18 protein-coding genes and 1 tRNA gene are annotated in these 19713 nt (G+C 66.6%); 5 read left to right on the top strand and 14 right to left on the bottom strand.

From position 1 onward, the window contains the following. Positions 1-76 precede the first annotated feature (76 nt). The 5 genes from pstB to ACFU7D_RS19465 all read right to left on the bottom strand — a co-directional run bounded on the left by pstB (position 77) and on the right by ACFU7D_RS19465 (position 5136). Positions 77-850 (bottom strand): phosphate ABC transporter ATP-binding protein PstB, encoded by a 774-nt coding sequence (gene pstB / locus ACFU7D_RS19445; protein WP_378728863.1) that lies wholly within the window; start codon positions 848-850, stop codon positions 77-79. A 9-nt stretch (positions 851-859) separates the two neighbouring features. Continuing rightward, positions 860-1930, bottom strand: coding sequence for a phosphate ABC transporter permease PstA (pstA, locus tag ACFU7D_RS19450; protein WP_378728862.1), 1071 nt, complete (start codon positions 1928-1930; stop codon positions 860-862). Next, a complete protein-coding gene (gene pstC, locus ACFU7D_RS19455) occupies positions 1927-2895 on the bottom strand; it encodes a phosphate ABC transporter permease subunit PstC (RefSeq protein ID WP_378870114.1) in 969 nt (322 codons plus the stop codon). Before pstC ends, pstA begins: the two co-directional genes overlap by 4 nt. Positions 2896-2995: 100 nt before the next feature. Continuing rightward, entirely contained in the window at positions 2996-4093 is a 1098-nt protein-coding gene (locus ACFU7D_RS19460; RefSeq protein WP_378728860.1) for a phosphate ABC transporter substrate-binding protein PstS, read from the bottom strand. Between the two features lie 176 nt (positions 4094-4269). Beyond that, complete coding sequence (locus ACFU7D_RS19465; RefSeq protein ID WP_378870117.1) at positions 4270-5136, bottom strand: NUDIX domain-containing protein; 867 nt, start codon at positions 5134-5136, stop codon at positions 4270-4272. Positions 5137-5186: 50 nt separating this feature from the next. Here ACFU7D_RS19465 and ACFU7D_RS19470 point away from each other — a divergent pair, with 50 nt between their 5' ends. Continuing rightward, positions 5187-6320 (top strand): hypothetical protein, encoded by a 1134-nt coding sequence (locus tag ACFU7D_RS19470; RefSeq protein ID WP_378870120.1) that lies wholly within the window; start codon positions 5187-5189, stop codon positions 6318-6320. A gap of 5 nt (positions 6321-6325) precedes the next feature. Here the strand turns inward: ACFU7D_RS19470 and ACFU7D_RS19475 are convergent, their stop codons facing one another. The 3 genes from ACFU7D_RS19475 to ACFU7D_RS19485 form a co-directional block, all read right to left on the bottom strand. Continuing rightward, on the bottom strand, positions 6326-6472 hold the full coding sequence (locus ACFU7D_RS19475; RefSeq protein ID WP_008360628.1) for a hypothetical protein: 147 nt from the start codon (positions 6470-6472) through the stop codon (positions 6326-6328). A 231-nt stretch (positions 6473-6703) separates the two neighbouring features. Then, entirely contained in the window at positions 6704-6907 is a 204-nt protein-coding gene (locus ACFU7D_RS19480; protein WP_045548871.1) for a cold-shock protein, read from the bottom strand. Positions 6908-7273: 366 nt separating this feature from the next. Continuing rightward, positions 7274-7349, bottom strand: a tRNA-Lys gene (locus tag ACFU7D_RS19485). A 210-nt stretch (positions 7350-7559) separates the two neighbouring features. On the opposite strand from ACFU7D_RS19485, the gene ACFU7D_RS19490 reads away from it, so the two are divergent. Next, positions 7560-8840 carry a hypothetical protein gene (locus ACFU7D_RS19490; RefSeq protein WP_378870123.1) on the top strand — a complete coding sequence of 427 codons (1281 nt, stop codon included), beginning with the start codon at positions 7560-7562 and terminating at the stop codon, positions 8838-8840. A gap of 297 nt (positions 8841-9137) precedes the next feature. On the opposite strand, the gene ACFU7D_RS19495 is transcribed toward ACFU7D_RS19490, so the two are convergent. From ACFU7D_RS19495 to ACFU7D_RS19510, 4 genes are all read right to left on the bottom strand, one after another. Further along, positions 9138-10577: a UvrD-helicase domain-containing protein gene (locus ACFU7D_RS19495; RefSeq protein ID WP_378870125.1), complete on the bottom strand. Its 1440-nt coding sequence runs from the start codon at positions 10575-10577 to the stop codon at positions 9138-9140. Beyond that, a complete protein-coding gene (locus ACFU7D_RS19500; protein ID WP_378870128.1) occupies positions 10570-12330 on the bottom strand; it encodes an ATP-dependent endonuclease in 1761 nt (586 codons plus the stop codon). The genes ACFU7D_RS19495 and ACFU7D_RS19500 overlap by 8 nt, the downstream gene beginning before the upstream one ends. Positions 12331-12679: 349 nt before the next feature. After that, complete coding sequence (locus ACFU7D_RS19505) at positions 12680-13390, bottom strand: hypothetical protein (protein ID WP_378870130.1); 711 nt, start codon at positions 13388-13390, stop codon at positions 12680-12682. Between the two features lie 487 nt (positions 13391-13877). Next, positions 13878-14996, bottom strand: coding sequence for a hypothetical protein (locus ACFU7D_RS19510; RefSeq protein WP_378870132.1), 1119 nt, complete (start codon positions 14994-14996; stop codon positions 13878-13880). A 126-nt stretch (positions 14997-15122) separates the two neighbouring features. Between ACFU7D_RS19510 and ACFU7D_RS19515 the strand changes: the two genes are divergently transcribed. After that, positions 15123-15281 carry a hypothetical protein gene (locus ACFU7D_RS19515; protein ID WP_378870134.1) on the top strand — a complete coding sequence of 53 codons (159 nt, stop codon included), beginning with the start codon at positions 15123-15125 and terminating at the stop codon, positions 15279-15281. Between the two features lie 634 nt (positions 15282-15915). Here the strand turns inward: ACFU7D_RS19515 and ACFU7D_RS19520 are convergent. After that, positions 15916-16791, bottom strand: coding sequence for a Scr1 family TA system antitoxin-like transcriptional regulator (locus tag ACFU7D_RS19520; protein ID WP_378870137.1), 876 nt, complete (start codon positions 16789-16791; stop codon positions 15916-15918). A gap of 144 nt (positions 16792-16935) precedes the next feature. Here ACFU7D_RS19520 and ACFU7D_RS19525 point away from each other — a divergent pair, with 144 nt between their 5' ends. Beyond that, on the top strand, positions 16936-17613 hold the full coding sequence (locus tag ACFU7D_RS19525; protein WP_378870140.1) for a TetR/AcrR family transcriptional regulator: 678 nt from the start codon (positions 16936-16938) through the stop codon (positions 17611-17613). A 25-nt stretch (positions 17614-17638) separates the two neighbouring features. Here ACFU7D_RS19525 and ACFU7D_RS19530 read toward each other — a convergent pair whose 3' ends face one another. After that, positions 17639-18112 (bottom strand): MarR family winged helix-turn-helix transcriptional regulator, encoded by a 474-nt coding sequence (locus ACFU7D_RS19530; RefSeq protein WP_378728847.1) that lies wholly within the window; start codon positions 18110-18112, stop codon positions 17639-17641. A gap of 83 nt (positions 18113-18195) precedes the next feature. On the opposite strand from ACFU7D_RS19530, the gene ACFU7D_RS19535 reads away from it, so the two are divergent. Continuing rightward, complete coding sequence (locus ACFU7D_RS19535; RefSeq protein WP_378870142.1) at positions 18196-19668, top strand: MFS transporter; 1473 nt, start codon at positions 18196-18198, stop codon at positions 19666-19668. The last annotated feature ends 45 nt before the right edge of the window (positions 19669-19713 follow it).

Consider the following 19713-nt stretch of genomic DNA (forward strand, 5'->3'; position numbering starts at 1 on the left):
ATCCGACCCCTCTCGCTCGCTTCGCTTCGCGAGACGCGGGGTCAGATGCGCCGACTCGGCTACATTTTCAGAGGCTTTAGCCGAACCGGCCGGAGATGTACGCCTCGGTGTCGGCGTTGTCCGGCTTGGTGAACATCTGCTTGGTGGGGTTGAACTCCACCAGGTGACCCGGCTGGCCGGCGGCCTTCAGGTTGAAGAAGCCGGTGTCGTCGGAGACACGGGCCGCCTGCTGCATGTTGTGGGTGACGATCACGATCGTGTAGTCGGACTTCAGCTCGTGGATCAGGTCCTCGATCGCGGCGGTCGAGATCGGGTCGAGGGCCGAGCACGGCTCGTCCATCAGCAGCACCTCCGGCTGGACCGCGATCGCACGGGCGATGCAGAGCCGCTGCTGCTGACCACCCGAGAGGCCCATCCCGGGCTTGCCGAGACGGTCCTTGACCTCGTTCCACAGGTTGGCGCCGCGCAGTGCGCCCTCCACGATCGAGTCCGCCTCGGACTTCCTGATCCGCTTGGAGTTGAGCTTGTTGCCGGCGAGCACGTTGTCGTAGATCGACATCGTCGGGAACGGGTTGGGCCGCTGGAAGACCATGCCGACCTTGCGGCGTACGGCCACCGGGTCGACGTTCGGCCCGTAGATGTCCTGGCCGGCGATCTGGATCTTCCCCTCGACGTAGGCACCGGGGATGACCTCGTGCATCCGGTTGAGGGTGCGCAGGAAGGTCGACTTGCCGCAGCCGGAGGGCCCGATGAAGGCGGTCACCGACTTCGGCTTGATGGACATGGAGACGTCCTCGACGGCCTTGAAGTCGCCGTAGAAGATGCTGGCGTCCTTGACTTGGATGGACATGTGTTTCTCCTAGCGCCCGGTCTTGGGGGCAAAGATCGTGCCGACGATACGGGCGATGAGGTTGAGGACCATGACGAGGATGAAGAGCACCAGTGCTCCACCCCAGGCGTACGAGACGCCCTTCTCCGTGGCCTCGGACAGCTGGGTGTAGATGAAGACCGGCACGGTCATCATCGGGCTGTCATCGAAGGCGCTGGTGTTCAGGTTGGGGTTGAACCCCGAGGCAACCAGCAGCGGCGCGGTCTCGCCGATCACGCGTGAGATCGCGAGCACGACACCGGTGACGATGCCGCCGATGGCGGTCGGGAGCACCATCTTGGTGATGGTGCGCCACTTCGGCACCCCGAGGGCGTACGCCGCCTCCCGCAGGTCGTCGGGGACCAGCTTGAGCATCTCCTCGGTGGAGCGGACCACGGTCGGGATCATCAGCAGCGAGAGCGCGACACCGCCGCCGAAGCCGAAACGCGTGCCCGGCCCGACGATCAGGGTGAAGAGCGCGAACGCGAACAGACCCGCGACGATCGACGGGATGCCGGTCATGACGTCGACCAGGAAGGTGATCGCCTTGGCGAGGCGGTTCCCCTTGCCGTACTCGATCAGGTAGATCGCGGTCATGATGCCGATCGGGATCGAGATCACCGCGGCGATGCCGGTGACGATCAGGGTGCCGATCAGCGCGTGGTAGAGACCGCCCTGCTCGTCGCCGGTGACCGAGCGCATCGAGAAGGTGAGGAACTCCGGGCTGATGACCGATGCGCCGCGGGCGACGACCATGTAGACCAGCCAGATCAGCGGGATGACCGCGACCCCGAAGGCCGTCCACACGAGACCGGTGACGAGCTTGTCGGTCGCCGAGCGCCGGTTCTCCACGAGCAGCGCCCACAGCGGGTAGCCGATCAGGAACCCGAGCACGGCGATGACGGCGGCTCCGACGATGCTCACACCGAGCACCAGGGCCAGTCCGCCGAGGGCGACAGCGGCGACGCCGACCAGCCACTGGGCACCACGCGGAAGCGTGGCGTGGGACAACTGGGCCTCTTCCTCGGCCAGGTCGTTCACGGAAGGGTCGATATTGCTCACTTGGCCCTCCCTCGGGCGACGATCCAGCGGGCGAGTGCGTTGACCAGGAAGGTGAAGGCGAACAGCACCAGGCCGGTCGCGATCAGCACCGACAGCCGGTCGGGCGTGCTCTCTTTGTAGCCCTGGGCGATGTACGCCGCGATGGTCTGCGGGTTCTGGGTGCCGATGATGAACAGCGAGATGATGACCTTCGGCGAGGCGATCATCGCGATCGCCATCGTCTCACCGAGAGCACGACCGAGGCCGAGCATGACCGCGGAGACCATGCCCGAGCGGGCGTAGGGGAAGACCGCGTAGCGGACCATCTCCCAGCGGGTGGCACCGAGCGCCAGCGCGGCCTCTTCGTGCAGACGGGGGGTCTGAGCGAAGACCTCGCGGCAGATCGAGGTGATGATCGGCAGGATCATCACCGCCAGCACGATCGCGGCGGTGAACAACGTACGGCCGTTGCCGGAGGGCTGGCCGTCGAAGAACGGCAGCCAACCGAGGTTCTCGGCGAGCCAGGCGTGGGCCGGCACCAGGTAGGGGCCGAGCGCGACCGCACCCCACAAGCCGAAGACGACCGACGGCACCGCGGCGAGCAGGTCGATGATGTACGCCACCGGGGCCGCGATCCGCCGCGGCGCGTAGTGGCTGATGAACAGGGCGATCGCCACGGAGAAGGGCACCGCGATGATCAGGGCCAGGACGGCGGCGTACATGGTGGCGAACAGCAGCGGCACCACCAGGCCCAGGAACGAGCCCTGGCCGCTGTAGTGCTGCGGGTCCACATTGAAGCCCGGGATGCCCTCGATCCCCAGGAAGATGAACACGGCTGCCAGCGCCACCAGGATCAGGGAGGCAGCGGCGACGGCGAGGCCCCGGAAGACGACATCACCCGCCGAGCCGCGGCCGGACAGCTCCGACTTCTGGCCAGGGTCGGCACCGGCGCCAGGGTCGGCGCCGGGGTCAGCGGCGACAGTCACAAGGCATTCCTCGACTTTCTTGTCTAGGTTCTTAAGACAGCCGTACGGGCGGCGGCCGCAGCCACCGCCCGAACGGCGATCAGGTCAGGCGTACCGGCACTTACTTGATGCCGCCGACCAGGTCGAGCGCCTTGTCGGCGATCTCGCGGTCGAGCGGCGCGGAGCCGGCCTCGTCGGCGGAGACCTGCTGGCCCTCCTCGGAGAGGATGTACTCCAGGTAGCCCTTCACGTTGGCCGCGTCCTCGGCGTTCTCGTAGGTCGGGCAGGCGAGCAGGTAGGAGACCAGCACGACCGGGTAGACGCCGGCCTCGGTGGTGTCGCGGGCGAGGTCGTAGGCCAGGTCGTTGTCGGTCAGACCGGCGGGCTTCGACGCGGCCAGAACCTTGGCGGCGGCCTCGGCGGACGGCGCGACATAGTCCTCGCCGACCTTGACGTTGACAGTGGTCAGGTCGTTCTCGCGAGCGGCGGACTCGTCCAGGAAGCCGATGTAGCCGGCGCCCTGCAGGGCGGTCACGACACCGGAGGTGCCGTCGGCACCCTCGCCGACCTTGATGTCGGCCGGCCACTCACCGTCGGGCTCGAAGGTCCAGCCACCGGCGGCCTCGAGGTACTTGGTGAAGTTCTCCTGCGTGCCCGAGTCGTCGGAGCGGTGAACCGGGGTGATGGCGCTGTCGGGAAGCGTGGCGTCCGGGTTGAGCGCGGCGATCGCCTTGTCGTTCCACTTGGTGATCTTGCCCGCGAAGATGCCGGTCAGGGTCGCACCGTCGAGGTTCAGCTCGTCGACGCCGTCGAGGTTGAACGCCACGGCGATCGGGGAGACGTACGCCGGGACCTGGATCGGGTCGGCGCCGCACTTCTCCTTGGCCTTGGTCAGCTCGCCCTCTTCGTCGTTGAGAGCGGAGTCGGTGCCGGCGAAGAGGTAACCGCCGGAGATGAAGCCTTCGCGACCCGAGCCGGAACCGACCGGCTCGTAGACGACGCTGAGGTCGGGGTTCGCGTCCTGGATGCCGGCGACCCACGACGCCTGGCCCTTCTCCTGCGAGGAGGCGCCTCCACCCTTGATGGTGCCCGAGAGGGTGCCTTCGCCTTCGCTGTCACCCGTCGGCTCGTTGGCAGCGCCGCAGGCGCTGATAGCGAGAGCGAGGGCCGCAGCCGTGATGCCCGGGACGAGTGCCCGGCGCAGCGAGGTGGTGTTCACGCAATTCTCCTGATGATGATGCAGTCGATTCGGAGTTGTCGCGATGACCGTAGGGAGCCGAGGTGGACGGGAAACTCGGTGAAGGTGAACGCAGGCTGAACGAGGAACACAAAGTCGGTGGCAAATCAGTGTCGGTTCCGGGCACAGGAGATGAACAGGCAGGCCTCAAGCCTCTGTTAGACCTGAAATGCCTCAACAGCACGCACTTCACCAGCGCGCACGTGCAGCACCATCAGCTCGCCCTTCGCCAGCTTCGGGTCGCGCATGCCCAGTCCCTCGAAGACCCACGGCAGCACCGGTCGGTGCGTGCAGATCACCGTCGGAACGGCCAGATCACGCAGGGTCTCCGCGGCCAGGGCCGACACGCTACCTCCGTCCGCGTCCTCCTCGCTCAGCTGTCTCACGTGCTCGGACGCGATGCCCGCGAGCCCTGCGTACGGCGCGACGGACTGGGCGCAGCGGACGCTCGGCGAGGTGATCACCCGGCGGATGTCGTAGGCCATCAGCAGGCCGGCGAGGGTGACCGACTGGGCCCGTCCGGTGTCGTCGAGCGGCCGCTCGTCGTCTGACCCCGACCAGGCCGAACGGCCGACGGACGAGGCGTGACGGAGGACCACGAGGGGCGTGGTGGGATCGCGTACGTCCTCGGCCTGCTGCAGCGTCGCCCGATCGTGCGGGTAGGTGAGCCGAGTGTGCGCCATCTCGACCGGGAGCCACTCGACGTCGTCGATCTCGTCGTTGATCAGGTAGCCGTCGACATCGTCGTCGGCGCCGGCGGCGGTGCGGCCGACCCAGTAGTGGACCACCTTCTGCCCCGCCTCGACGGGATAGCGCTGCGGCTGGAGCGGGCGACCGAGGGCGACCCGCAGGCCCGTCTCCTCGCGCACCTCGCGGATCGCGGCCACCGGCACCGTCTCGCCGGGGTCGACCTTTCCCTTGGGGAAGGACCAGTCGTCGTACTTGGGCCTGTGGACCAGTGCCACCTCCGACAGGTTGTCGTGCTCGCGAAGAACCACTACGCCGGCGGCCGGTATCTCGGGCATGCGCCCAGGGTATGTCGAGAAGGCGGCTGATTCGTCTAAGGTTCGTCGCAATGCTCAGCACCCCCCAGCTTCTCGGCCGCCCCAGGGCGTGGGCCGGCCGGTCGTCCCGAGTCGTACGCGCCCACCCGTTGTGGACCGTCGCGGTCGGCGTCGTCGTCGTTGCGCTCGTCGTCTTCCTCGCTCGCGCATGGGCGACCCGCGGCGGCGACCTCGACGAGGCGCTGCGGCTGGCCCCCGCCGAGGCGACGCGGGTCTCCTTCACCGACTGGACGGGCATCCGCAAGAGCGTCGGCGCCGACCTCGATGCCGACTCCACACCGGAGGAGGTCCACGAGATGGTCGACTCCGCCTATACGAAGGACCTCACCTCGACCTCGGTGCTCCCCGACGCCTCCGGCCTGCTGCAGCAGCACTTCGGCTGGTCACCGGCGACCCTCGACTGGGAGCTCTACACCCAGTCGACCGATGGAGCGCTCATGGTCGGACACCTCGAGGACATGGATGCCGACCACCTCGTCGAGCAGCTCACGTCGATGGGTTTCACCGCCCCTGAGGACGACCCGGCGGACGGCGGCGTCTGGGACGGCACGTTGGTCCCGTTCTCCAGCTTCACCGACTCCGGGATCGACTCGACGATCAGCCCGCAGCTCACCTACATCGCCTTTCTGCCCGAGCACGACCTCATCCTGGCCTCGGACGGACGGCGCTACCTGAGCGACCAGGTCGAGAGCCTCGGCGACGGCGACCTGCACGAGCCGATGACCGACGCCGCCGACCGGCTCGGCGACCCTCTCTCGGCCTTCGTCTACGACGGCGACTTCACCTGCAGCGAGATCGGGCTGGCGGGCGCCTCGGCCGCCGACCAGGACCAGGCCGACGGTCTCGTCGACGCCGCCGGCGACATCAACCCGATCGCGGGCTTCGCCATGGCGGCGGAGTCGAACGGGGACGTACGCGTCGCGATGTCGTTCGAGAACGACGACCAGGCGCGTACGAACGCCGACACCCGGGCCAGGCTCGCCGTCGGTCCGGCGCCCGGCCAGGGCGGCACCTTCGACGAGCGGTTCGAGCTCGGGAAGGTCGCGGCCGAGGACGAGGTCGTCACCATGCAGCTGCGGCCGAAGGACGGCACGCCCGTGCTCTCCGACCTCGCGAACGGGCCGCTGCTCTTCGCGACCTGCTGACGTCTTTAGGGGATGATCCCGAGGATGCGGTCGATCTCGTCCTGGGAGAGGTGATCCTCGGACTCGCTGGCGGCGACGATGAGGTTGGTCGTGAGCTCGACCTCGAGGAGGAGCTCGGGATCTTCCAGCGTCACATCGAACTGATCAGCCACGCCCGCCACCTCCTCAACGTCACGCTCGAAAGACTCGTCTTCACATCATCGCCCAGTCTTGGGGTATCTGCGCGCTGATCCACCAAGAACCATCAAAAGTTGTCACATCAAGCGTGACACAGAAGCCTGAGAGGGCTCCAATCAGACCACGAGGCCCCAGCCGAACGGCTGGGGCCTCGTTGCAGATGATCAGCGTCGGCAGGTGCCGAACCCGAGATCTTCTTACTTGTTTCAGAGAGGGCGAACGTTCTCCGCCTGCGGGCCCTTCGGACCCTGCGTGACGTCGAACTCGACCTTCTGGTTCTCGTCCAGCGACTTGTAGCCGTTGGTCTGAATCGCAGAGTAGTGAACGAAGACGTCGTCGCCGCCGTCCTCCTGCGCAATGAAGCCGAAGCCCTTCTCGGCGTTGAACCACTTAACGGTGCCCTGAGCCATCTGCTCGTTACTCCTTAGTCGGGGCGAGAGGCCACCAGGTTCGGTAGCCCCGCATCAGGGGCGGGTGACACGTCGCTCCGACCTGTGTTCCCGGACCGGGGTCCGGGCGGGCACAGAGCAGAAACGCCGTTGGATCACAAACTCCGCAGGCGTCAGACCTTCTGGAACTTGCACCTGTTGCGGGAGTGACACTAGCAACTCACGCGCCTGAGCGAACCCCCCTTGACCGATCGTTTTACGCGCGAAGCGGTGAAGGTTGCGCAACAGAGCCGCGAAACGACCGCCCAGCAGAACGTACGCCCCCGGGTTTCGGGGCGCTTCCGGAGAGCAGAAGACCCCCGCCCGAGGCCGGGCGAGGGTCTGATCTGGTAGGCCGTGTCGGTCTCGAACCGACGACCCATGGATTAAAAGTCCACTGCTCTACCAACTGAGCTAACGGCCCAAGGACAGTCTGCCGCAAGGATCAGTGCGAGGACCAACCGGGCGACGCCCGGCCTCCCCTCCTCCGGATCCCAGCACAGGGGCAAAGCTGCGGCAAGTGTCGGGTGTCCTCTCCTAGACTGCAGACGGCTCTCTCAGGGCCACAGAGAGGAACAGCGAGGGAGTCTCGGGATGGAGAGCATCCAGCAGAAGCTGGCAGAAGGTGTCTGCGGTGAGTAAGCGCGGGCGGATCAAGAACCGTGAACGGCGCGCTGCCCGGGCCGCGAAGAACGAGTGGACAGCCTTGAGGGCAGGAAGAGAAGCCGTCGCTGCGCGCAACGAGCTGACCAGCGCCGTGCGAACCAACCCGTACGTCATCCTCCAGGAGGTCTTCACCCTGCAGGACGGCCTCGAGACGATCAACGAGCAACTTCGGAGGCAGGGACTAAGCCTCAAGGAGGCAAACGAGGTCTCGATGACCTGGATGTCAGGATTGCCCGCCCACGAGATCCCGCAGGCAACTTCGATAACCCGCGACCTGGTCATGGACGCCCTGACATCCCTCGCCGGCCCTGGTGGATCCGAAGTCGCGCGCAACCCATACTTTTCACGCAGCATCGCTGTGTTCCAGCACCTTGCTTCCCAGACTGAGGCCGCGCTACGGGCCTCAGAGTGCTACGTCATCTCGCCGGGTATGCACGCGGTAGCGGTAAGCGCAACTGAGACCCTGACCTCGGCAGACGTCTTCACCTGGTCCGAATCAGACCTTCCAGCACCTCAAGGCATGGTGTACCTACCCCATCCCCAGGTGGTCACCCTCGAGGGCCAAGCACCCAAGGACCTTCGGGCGATCTCGTGGTACGTGGCTGACGTACATATCCCGGACACCGGTCGGCGACGAGCAGTGAACGTCACCAGCTGGAGTGACGCGGACGGCCCGGTCCAGATCGCCGACTTCAACGCCATGCGACGGGTGGCCTCCGCCGCTGGCCACCCATTCCCGAAACTGGTCCGAGACAGCAAGGCTTTCGTGGTGCTCGATAGCGAGGCCACCGAAGCAGAGCGCGAACAAGGCGCCCGCACCGGCACCGCCCTGCGAAGCGCACTAGACACGGCAACGGGATCCGCCGGCGAAGTCGGCGAGTTCGCTGGTGACTCTGTCGCCGACCCGGCCGGTGACTTCGAGAAGCGATACCTGTTCGCGTTCATGCGCCTGGCAGCCCAGGAGATCGCCGTACTTGATACGAAGGGCATCTACGCCCGAGGTGTGGACCAGGCATCCGAGGACGAGCAGATCCAGATCGCGACGCTGCGCTCGTACACGAACTCCCCACCCAGCGAAGAGACCCCTACCAGGGCCTACCGACACCGCTGGATGGTGCGGATGCACAAGGTCCGCCAGTGGTATTCCTCCGAAGGGCGCCACAAGGTGATCTGGCGCGGCCCGTACATCAAAGGTCCCGAGGACGCTCCACTGCTGACCAGCGAACGGGTCAACGCCCTCGTGCGTTAGCAAGCAGTGGAAATCAACACGACCATGGTCCATACCGGCCGCCGCGAAGATCGCCCCGAGGGCAGCCACCCGTCTAACCGGAATCGAGTACTGCCAGGCCCTGATCATCCGTAGTTCGCCAACCCCGCGTCCACCAGAGAGCCCCATAGAAAAGGAACAAAGTCTCCTGCTCTACCAACTGAGCTAACGGCCCGAGGATAGTCGGCCGCACCTGCCAGATCCGGACCAATGCCGACCGATCGACGGCGTCACCGGCCTCACAGACGAGCAGGTCGACGCCCTCCTCGCGACCGTCGCTCAGGAGCCGTCGCTGAGCACGATTCGGGGCGATGTTCCGACGACAACCACACTCTTGCGTGCTCGTGAGAGGGCGACATAGAGGTTTCGCGGATCGCGCGTCTTGTTCAGGTTGGCGATGACGACGTGGTCGTACTCGAGCCCCTTGACTAGGAGTGTGCGAGAGGCGATCCGGTTGTGGCGGGTGCGGCCGGTACGCCGGAGCCGATCTCTGACTCGTGCGAGGTTGTCCAGGGCGGGTTCGGCGTTCGCGGCGGTCATGGCTATGGCTTCGCGAGTGTCGTTCCAGGCTTCCCAGCGGTAGATTCGCAGCGCCTTCGTTTCACGGATCACCTGGGCCGCGGTCTCCAGTTGGGCGTAGGTCGGGTTGAGGCGCATCTCGTCGATGGCCATCAGAATGTGCTCGATGCCGGCCCTGGCGTAGTGAGTGATGCCCTCGTTCTGCTGCAGTTTCCCCGTCACGGGACCATCGATGCCAGACAGGCCGACGACGCACTCCTTGGCGAAGCTGGCGAACCAATGCGCGAGTAGGTAGTTCCCTTCGTCAGGAAGGAGCTCGAGCTGGCCTCGCATGAAGTTGCCGGTGATGTCCTCCATGACGGAGTAGGCGCCGCCAAGCCGACTGGCGTGCGAGGCGACATCGGCCGGCCACTTATCGAGCAGGACGACAGACTCGTCGAAGTCGCGGAAGGAGTGTGCGACCCCGGCGAGCGCCGTCGGGTTGGTGCCCGTGACGAACTTCAAGCCCGGGATCTGGTGGTCGCTAAAGTCGAAGGCTTGGCCGTGGGCCAGGTGGGGCCGGATGTCCAGGAGCCACTGCCCGAGCTCCGCATTGTGGCCGTGCCAGCGGTGCGCCTTGACCTCGAGCTCGAAGGCCGGGAACGCGGGGAGAACGTGTGATTCCCAGGTGGCCATCGGGCCTACGAAAGTGAAGATGGCCTGGAGGCGATCCCCCAAGAGCACAGTCTTCGAGATGGCAGCGGCGAGCGCGACCACGAACTCGTGGAGCACCACGGTGCAGTCCTGATACTCGTCGACGAAGAGATAGTCGAAGCTCGTCTGGAGCACATCGACGATGGCATCGGCCTCGGCCACCCTGGTCGCGCCCTTGAGGTAGCCATCGGACTGTGTCCAGTCGGGAATCGCGCTGACGCTGACGCCGGCGATGACCGAGTAGGAGCCGACCAGCGCGAAGGCCCAGCTGGTGATCGTGTCGACCCGTACGAGAGATGCCGGGACACCGAACTGGCGAAGGCGCTTGCGGATGGCATCGACCCCGGCGTTGGTGTGAGTAAGGATCAGGGACCGGTTTCCTTCGGCTGCTGCCATCGCTGCTGCCGCCGCCAGCAAGTGGGTCTTGCCCGTCCCCGCAGGCATCTCGATCGAGCAGGGCGCCGCCGCTAGGAGACCGACGGCTGTCGTACGCAGGGTGTCATCCATCGGATGGTCCGTCTGTCTCTCCCTCGGCTTCAGCGGGAGCCGCCGTTGGGTAGACGAACGCGCGCACCTTGGTGAGGTGGCCGATAGTGGCCGCGAGCTGAGAGGAGGCGGCGTACTTCATCAGCCACTTGCCAAGCGCGCGCCCGCCCTCGACCTCCTTGAACCACTTTCGGGCGATCGCCGCAGCGGCGACGCGAGCGCGGGCGTCATCAACGGTCATTCCGCCCGCGATCCAGTCCTTCACCTCGAGCGAGGGCACCTTCGGCGCGCCAGAGACACTGTTGAGATCGTCGAGCACGGTCTGTTCGCTGTCGCGGCGGGCCACCCCCTGCTTGATGAATGAGCTCAAGCCATCTGCCTCGAGCTGGGAGCAGATCTGCCTCTCGGTACAGCAGCCCTCGTCCCACCGGATCATGGCGGCGCCGGCAATGAGCGCATCGAGAACCGCCGCGTCGACGGCTCGGTCGTCGTTGTCGAGAAAGCCTGCGACTGCGAAGCCGAGTTCGGCGAGAGACTCGGCCCGCGGCGCCACTTCCGTGCCTCCGCCAGCGTCCTGGATCGCGACGCCCTCCCCGGCGGAGGTCGAGAGTCCCGCCCCGTCACGCTCGGCGTCCCAGGTCTCTAGGCACTCCAAGAGGAGACCATGCTCGGTCTTGCCTTCTGTCACCACCACGCGGCGAGCCAACAACGACGATGGCCGAGCGCGTCGCAGACGGAGCATCACGTCGGAACTGCCGCCCAGCGCGGTCACCGTGACGTCTCCGAGCGTTGACTGCACGGTGGCAAGGCTTTCGATCTTGGCCTGCTCGACGATTACCGGCGAATGTGTGGTCACGATGACTTGGGAGTAGTCCTCGTCGGAGACCAGATAATTGAGCAAGCGCACGGCTCGGTGTGGTTCGAGCCCGGACTCAAGCTCATCGATGACTGCCACTGAGCGGGCGCCGGCCGCGAGCTGCTGCACGGCGAGGCTGGCCAGGCGCCGACTGCCGAGGCCGTAGCTTGTCAGCGGAATGATGTCTTCGTAGAGAGCCAGCGCCGCTCCCATCGTGGAGCGCGAGGTGTCCAGCCCTGGCTTCACGTCGCTAAATCGGCCGCCACCGATCTTGTTCGCCCGTTCCTGTACGCGCGCGGCGAGCTCGCTGAGCGAGGAGTTCTCGTGGTCGGCTAATGCGTCGCGAGCCGCCCGGGATGCACTTGCGAGGGCTTCTCGCTCGCCCCCGTCCTCGGCGGACATTCGGCCGAGCGGCGAGTTTCGGCTCCAGCGCAGCTGCGCATCCGTTCGGTCGTCGACCTTGAAGGTCGAGAAGGCTCGGCGCTGGGAAGCGCTTAGATGCTGCAGGTCGCCGTCAGCCCGGGCGACCGACCACTTCGGCTCAAGGCTGGCGTCGACCGCGAGCTGTACGAGGATCGCCGACTCGTAGCTGTCCTCTGGATCCTGATGGACCTCGCCGTCTTGATCGACGCCGCTGAGCCAAAGGCCGAGCGAGGCCTCCTTCTTCAGGGCCGGCGGAAGGTCGACGAGGAGCGCCTTGATCAGAATCGGCTGATCGATGTTGGCGGAGTAAAAGTCGGTGTCTGCGAACGGGATCATCCAGCGGTCCCCCAGTAGGTAGTGGATCGCCTCCAAGATGGTCGACTTGCCACTATCGCCGGGGCCGACCAAGGCGACCAAGCGTTGGTCGATTGGCAGCTTCCAGTCGAGATTCTTGACCCCGCGAAAGTTGTTGATCCAAAGACGCCGGATGCGCACGCCCCACTCCCGTTTCCTCAATCCTGACCCGGGTCCCTCAGCCCGTGATCCTCAGCGCAGGCTATCTGCGACAGCGCTCGTCCGTTGGCAAATGAGTGATCACACCACCCACGAGTTCGTCCCTAACGTCAACGTGTCCGAGACCGGGGCCGGTCTCCGGGAACCACGCAGTTTTGGCCCGCTGCGGCAGTAGCGCCCATTCCCCCCGCAGACGAGCGCAACCTCCTCGCGGCCCGACAACCTGCACGGACTTCCTGTCCCGGGGGCAAATGACCACGCGGAGCGACCCGGTGCGAAATCCGGCGCTTTTAAGGAGGGAGATAAGCCCCCAGCCACGCGCCGAGGCGGTTCAATGCCGCCAGTCGCCGTGGTGAAGTTTTCCTAGCGCTCGCCGCCGAATTCGCTTCATTCGTGGCGCCTCGCGCCATGTCATCCACACGCGGACGTCGCGCCCAAACTCGAGTCGCTCTGTGCGATGTTGCCAACCTAAGCCAAACACGTTCATGCCTTCCCAGCGCGCCTGACCTACAAACTTGGCACCGTATCCACGGTCAGCCGATAGCACGACACTGATCGGATCCCCGCCCTCTGTCAGTGTTGTCGGGCCAATCGCTACGAAGTCACCAGTCAATCGACGAGAAGCGGAGCGCTCATAGGGGCAGTCAACGTGAAGTTCGAAACCGTAGGCAGGGGCACTCCCCTGGTTGTGAACATGCACCTCGAATCCGAAGAGGTCGTTGGCCACGGTGGCCTGCGCTTTCGCGTCCTGTGGCCCTTGGGATTGTGGGTCCTGTTGGTCACCCTCATCGGACTCGGAAACTTCAAAATCCTCCCAATTCACGACCACCACGGCGCTGTGGCGTGCGGCGACGCCCTCATTCAACCACTGGTCTTCTTGGTGCCTCGCCGCTCCACCGTTTGAACTCTTCACTTTAAACTGCAGGTAGGGACGCGCTCGCCATCGAGCAGCACTCCAAAGGGTCAGGACGGAGACGAACAACGCAACGAGAGCGATCGCCGGGCTCGCGATCTTGACCGCTGACTCCCAATCCGCGTTCACCTTTGGAGCGTAAAGGATCGGATCGGATTGGCGCATCAAAACGTGCCCTGAAGGTACCCCAACGGTGAACACTCGGGAGATAGAGATGGTCGACCTCTGAGCTGTGCGGCCTGTCGCCGTTAGACCTCCCGTCGAGGGCGGCCCCGGACGGAGCCAGTATCCGGCGCGACCATCGCCGCACGCGATAGCCGCGCAGAAGGGATTAAAAGTCACCTGCTCTACCAACTGAGCTAACGGCCCAAGGACAGTCTGCCGCAAGGCTTGGGGGGGACCAACCGGGCGAGATCCCCCATGCAGTCGGTGGAGCGCAGGCAAGCTGCCGGGCATGGTGCTCAACACTGCTGCGAGGCCGTACGTCCCCGGAGGCCATCCCCCGGCCAGAGCCCGACCAGCCAGCAGCGGAGGTTCTCGCGAAGACTGCTTCGCGCACAGCGATCCTCGACGCCCTCGCTATCAGTCCTCAATGAACACACCCCGGTGGCACGAGTCAGGGGGCAGCCACGACTTCGAGCGTCACCGGTGGGGTTGTCCCCGCCGCGGTCGTAACGGTCACCTGGTAGAACCCGACGGGAATCCGCGCCCGGAGCTTCAGTGTCCAGGCCGCCCTGTCCTTGGTCAGCGGAGCCTTGAAGGTCTGAACTGCGCCTCCGCCGGTGGGGGCGAACTGGACCGTCGCGGGGATCGTCGAGACGTTCTCGGGGACGTTTACCAGCACGATCGTGAGTTCGGCTCCCCTCACGATCGGGTTCTGGAACATGTCCATAACGCCGACCCCTTCCTTGGCGGCGGCCTTGGCTCCGACGTACGTCAGGGCGGCCAGGCTGGTCAGACCCAGTAGTGCGTTGGGGATCGCGGGGAGTCCGAGCTCGGCGTTGCCGAGGGCGTAGTCGATGACGTTGGTGATCAGCGCGCCGACGAAGTAGGCGATCGCGACGAACGTGAAGACCACGTACTGGCTGTCGGCCAGGGACGTCTCCCCCGTGTCGGTCATGACCGCGTCCGCGAGGTTGGGCTCACCCTTTGCCGTAACGGACGTGGTGGTCTGGCCGGCTCCGGTGGCTGCCTCGGTCGGAGCCTTCGTCCCGGTCTCGCCGCCGGCCTTCCCGACCGTGATCGCCTTGGCCGCGACTGCCGACGCAAACGGCCCGCCGAGCAGGAGCAGGTAGGCGTCCCAGTCCGTGCCGAACGCCTCGTCCGCGCTCAGGTCTCCGAAGAAGGTCACGCAGCTGAGGAACAGGAGGGTCGCGGCGAAGATGATTGTCCAGAGCCAGACAACGGTCTTGCTCGTGGAGACTCGCCCGTCGGCTCCGATCGTCGCCTCGAGGAAGCCGTACCTACCCCGGAGCGGGTCCTTGACGCCCTTGCCGACACGGTCGAAGAAGTACAAGAACACCGCGATGGCCATTGTGGTCACGACCAGGGCCCACCCGAGCTCAGACTTGACGTCGTCGTCGGCGCCCAGACCGACTGCGGCAGCCCCGAACAGTGGGCCTCCGACCAGGAAGACGATCAGCCACCAGCGAGCGCGGATGCCCTTTGGGCGCGCCGCCTGACCCGACGGCGAGTCGACAGGAGGCGGTCGCCCGGGAGGTGGCTGTTCCGCCATCGCGGGCGGTCCCGCCGTAACTGGGGGCGCCCCCGCGGGTGCGGCGCCCGGATTCGCTGCGGGTCCTGATCCGGTAGTGCCTCCGATGGTGGTCATGACGTCCTCCCCCTTCGTTTCGTAGGTGCGGTGTCACCCGTGCGGGCGCGGTGGATGGACCGGCTGGTGAGCCACGTGCTGCCTCATCTGGGCTCCGGGCATCTGGACTCCCGCGTCGTCGACGCGCTGCCGGTCGTCATGCCGAGTGCCACCCAGCCGGCGTACTGGTGGTTGGGCAGACCTGCGTGATCGAGCACCTTCGCACCTCACCCCCGATTCACTATGTGGTGACGACGGCTGTCTCGAGCCACTCGGCGTCCGGAAGACCCCGAGATGCGGTACGGGTTGATTCGGCAGTCGCCTGGCCTGTGTCTTGCGAGTCTCCTCTCTGCCAAGCCGATATCTATGGCCCTTTCGGGGCCTTGAGGAGCAGTCGCTCGCCGTCCATGACGCGACCGAATCCGCACGAGCCGGGTCTTGGACGCCGCCGGAGAGTCGACGTGGGCGAGATGCCCTCTGCGCCGGGGTCGGCCTTTCTCGGGGCTACTTCCGGGTCCGGTATGTGAATTAGCCCCGACGGCCGGGAGGTTAACGCTGTCCCAACCAACGCAGGGTGACCCGCCCTGCACTTCGACAGCGTTGCGGCCACGCTGAGCGACGAGAGGTGACGTCCTTGGGACGGAATAGGGGACGGACACCCGTAGCCACCCATCGAACACCCGTGCGATCCGGACGGAATCAAATGTACTCTGACCTGCTACAACGCGACCTAGGGCACTTCCCCTGCCCGCAAGGCAGGGCTCCGCAGAAAGGATTAAAAGTCCACTGCTCTACCAACTGAGCTAACGGCCCGCCGGGAGTCTACCGGAGCAGCAGCCGTGTCCTATTCGAGGTCACCCGGCCGAGTCGACGACCTTCCGCGCTCGCTGACGATCCGGGCACATCGCTCGGCTGCCGCCTCGCCCGTCAGCGCATGCTCGAGCAGGAGCTGCGTCCAGCGCTCATAGCGGGCGACCTCGACCGGATCCGCGATCTCGAGGTCGCCGGCACTCGTCTCGAGGGTGACGATCCGGTCGCGCTGGTCCCAGCCGTGCTGGACCAGGACGGGGAAGCTCTCGAAACCGACGATGCCGATCCTCGCCTGGGTGGTGGTCGCCAGGTCGGCGATGTGATCGATCTGGGCCTGCATGATCTCGGGCGAGCCCACCAGGTGATGGAGGGCGGCCTCGCCGACCAGGATGGTGATCGTCCGGCCGGGCTCGTAGAGGATCGCCGAGCGACGCAGCCGCGCCGCGATCACCCGGGAGACCTCTCCGGCAACGCCGTCCCGGTCACGCGAACCACCTGCCAACGCCAGCAGGGCACGTGCGTAGCCGGGGGTCTGCAACAGCTCGGGGACACTGTGCGGCTGGTAGCTGGTCAGGACCTTGGCAGCCACCTCGGTCGCTGCGTACGCATCCTGGTGCTGCTCCGCACCGCCGCCGGCCGGATGAGCGTCACGGAACGCGGCATGCTCCTGGTCGGCGCGGGCGCGCAGCGCGAGCAGCATCTCCCGGTCGGCACCCACCGCGGCCGCCCACGCACGGACCTCGGCCGCGGAGACCGATTGCCGACCCGACTCGATCTTCGACACCTTGGGCTGGGACCAGCCCGAGCCCAGCGCATCCGCCAGACCGGCCCCGGTCAGGCCGGCGGCGCGACGGGTATCCCGGAGCGCGTCGGTCAGTGCTTCACGGGCTCGACGGTTGGGGCGGGGCACGGCGACGGCCTCCTTCTACGGATCGGGACCACCATCGTGCCCGATGGGCATACCCGACGTCCAGATGCACATCATGATTGGCAGGATCGAAATATTATGCTCCAATGGATTCGGGGTCGACGTCGACAGGAAGGCAGGGCCTCGATGAGCATCCGACGAACCCACCCCGGACGACCGCGCCTCGTCCCCTCGGACACGGCTGCCCCACCGCGCGAGCAGGTGCTTCATGCCGCGGCGCAGCTGTTCGTGACCAAGGGCTTCGCGGCCACCTCGACGCGAGAGATCGCCGACAGGGTCGGGCTCAGGCAGGCGTCGCTCTACTACCACTTCACCGGCAAGGACGAGATCCTGGCCGAGCTCCTGGAGCGATCCGTCCGACCCACCGTCGATCGGGTCGACCAGATCGAGCAGCTGACCGCGACCACGAGTCCCGAGACCGCGCTCTACCTGCTGGCCCTCGTCGACATCCACACGCTCGCCGAGGCGCCGGACAACATCGGCATGCTGGCCACCCATCCCGACGTGACCAGCAGCGACGCCTTCGACGCCTTCCGCAGTGTTCGCGCCGAGCTCGCCGGTGCCTACGGGCGGATCGCCACCAGGGCCGCGGCGCCCGGCGTCGCCGCGGCAGCCGGGCAGGGCCACCTCGGCGAGATGCTCATGCATCTGGTCGAGGTCACCACGAGCCTCCGCAGCAGCGGCGTGCCGATCGACGACGCGACCGCCGCTCTCATCGCCTCGACCTGCCTGCGCGCCTGCGGGATCCCCGACCTCCGTATCGCCTCGGCGGCCACGGCCGCCACACCCCTCATGGGCGGCTGAGCCGCTGCGGCGACACTGCGCATCGTCATTCCCGGACGGCCTCACCGTAGGCACCCACGAAGCCCTCGAGCAGCTCGAGGAACTTCTCGGACTCGTCTCCCAGAGCCGCCAGCCCGTCCGCATAGGCGCCCAGCGCCCGCGCCGAGGCCGACTCATAGACAGCGAGCCCCTCCTCGGTCGGCTCGATCAGTCGCGCCGAACGCCCCTGCTCGGCGAACCTCCGCAGATGGCCTGCCGAGAGCGCCGCATTCACCTGCCGATTCACGGTCGACTGCTCGAGGTTGAGCCCGTCGGCGATCTCCCGGAGCGTACGCGGCCGGCCGTCGGAGAGGAACCAGAGCAGGCGTCCATCGGCATGGTTGAGCGCACTGCGGTCCTCGGCGAGACGGCGGTGCACCTCGAGTCGCCCGACCAGGGAGGCCAGTCGGCGATCGGCGGTCAGGTCCGGGCTGATCTTCCTGAAGAGCGGGTCCTCGGCAGCGGGCGTTGTGGACGGCATCACATCTCCAGGCATTGTCGTTCTGACCTCATGATGTGTAGCATACATACGTCAATATGTAGATTACACATCCGAGGTGTGTCTTGAGTTCCTCCCCGTCCACCACCCGCGAGCCGACGACGCGCTCGACCGGTGGCGCCGTGGCCGTCATCATGGTGCTCTGCTTCGGCAGCCTCTGCGCCGCGCTGATGCAGTCACTGGTCATCCCGATCCAGAGCGAGCTCCCCGAGCTGCTCTCCACCACGGCCAGCACCGCCTCCTGGGTGGTCACGGCCACGCTGCTCGGCGCCGGCGTGACGATGCCCGTCACCGGCCGCCTCGCCGATCTCTACGGCAAGAAGCCCGTCCTGGTGATCTCCGGCATCATCCTGGTGATCGGCTCCGTCATCGTCGCGCTCTCCGACACCGTCGGCCCGGTCCTGGTCGGCCGTGTGCTCCAGGGCATGGCGATGGGCTACATCCCGGTCGCGATCAGCCTCGTGCGCGAGGTCGCGCCCGAGCACCTGCGCAACACCGCGGTCGCCGGTGTCAGCGCCACCCTCGGCGTAGGCGGCGCGCTCGGCCTACCGCTGGCCGCCTGGATCGCCCAGGACTTCGACTGGCACACCCTCTTCTGGGTCTCCGCCGGCCTCGCCCTCGTCGTCACCGTGCTGACTGCGGCCGTGGTCCCGCACGTACGCGACGCTCACCCCGGCCGCCTCGACATCGTCGGCGCGCTCGGGCTCGCGGCCGGGCTCGTCGGTGTCCTGGTCGGCGTCTCCAAGGGCAACGACTGGGGCTGGGCCGAGCCCGAGACCCTCGGCATGATCATCGGTGGAATCGTGATCCTGCTGCTCTGGGGGTGGTACGAGCTGCGCCACGACGACCCGCTCGTCGACCTGCGCACCACCGCGCGCAAGCCGGTGCTGTTCACCAACATCGCGGCCGTCCTCATCGGCTTCGGCATGATGGCGCAGTCGATCGTGGTCCCACAGCTCCTCCAGATGCCCGAGGCCACCGGCTACGGCCTGGGCCAGACGATCTTCCAGGCGGGCATGTGGATGGCGCCGGCGGGTCTGATGATGATGCTCTTCACCCCGGTCTCCTCGCGGCTACTGACCCGCCTCGGTGGACGCGGCACGATGGCGATCGGCGCGGTCGTCCTGGCCGCGGGCTACGTCGTCGCGGTCTTCCTGATGGATGCCCCGTGGCAGCTCATGCTCGCCTCCTGCGTCGCCTCGGCAGGTGTCGGGATCGGGTACGCCGCGATGCCCACGCTCATCCTCAGCAACGTCCCCGCCGCTGAGGCCGCCGCGAGCGTCGGGCTGAACAGCCTGATGCGCTCGATGGGCACCACGGTCGCGGGCGCGGTGATGGCCATCGTGCTGACCAGCCAGACCACCGTCCTCGCCCCCGGCGCACCCGAGATCCCGACCGCGGGCGCGTTCCAGCTCTGCTTCGTGATCGGGGCGCTGGCGGCCGGCGTCGGTGCCTTGATCGTGCTCCTCATCCCCAGGCCGCGCCGCGAGGTGACCGACGACCCCGCGGACGACGCGGTGCTCGCCGGATCGCACTGACTCCGCGGCGCTCCTATACGGCAGCGGGCCCGACCAGCTCTGAGC

It is taken from the genome of Nocardioides sp. NPDC057577, assembly GCF_042801335.1.
Taxonomy (GTDB): domain Bacteria; phylum Actinomycetota; class Actinomycetes; order Propionibacteriales; family Nocardioidaceae; genus Nocardioides.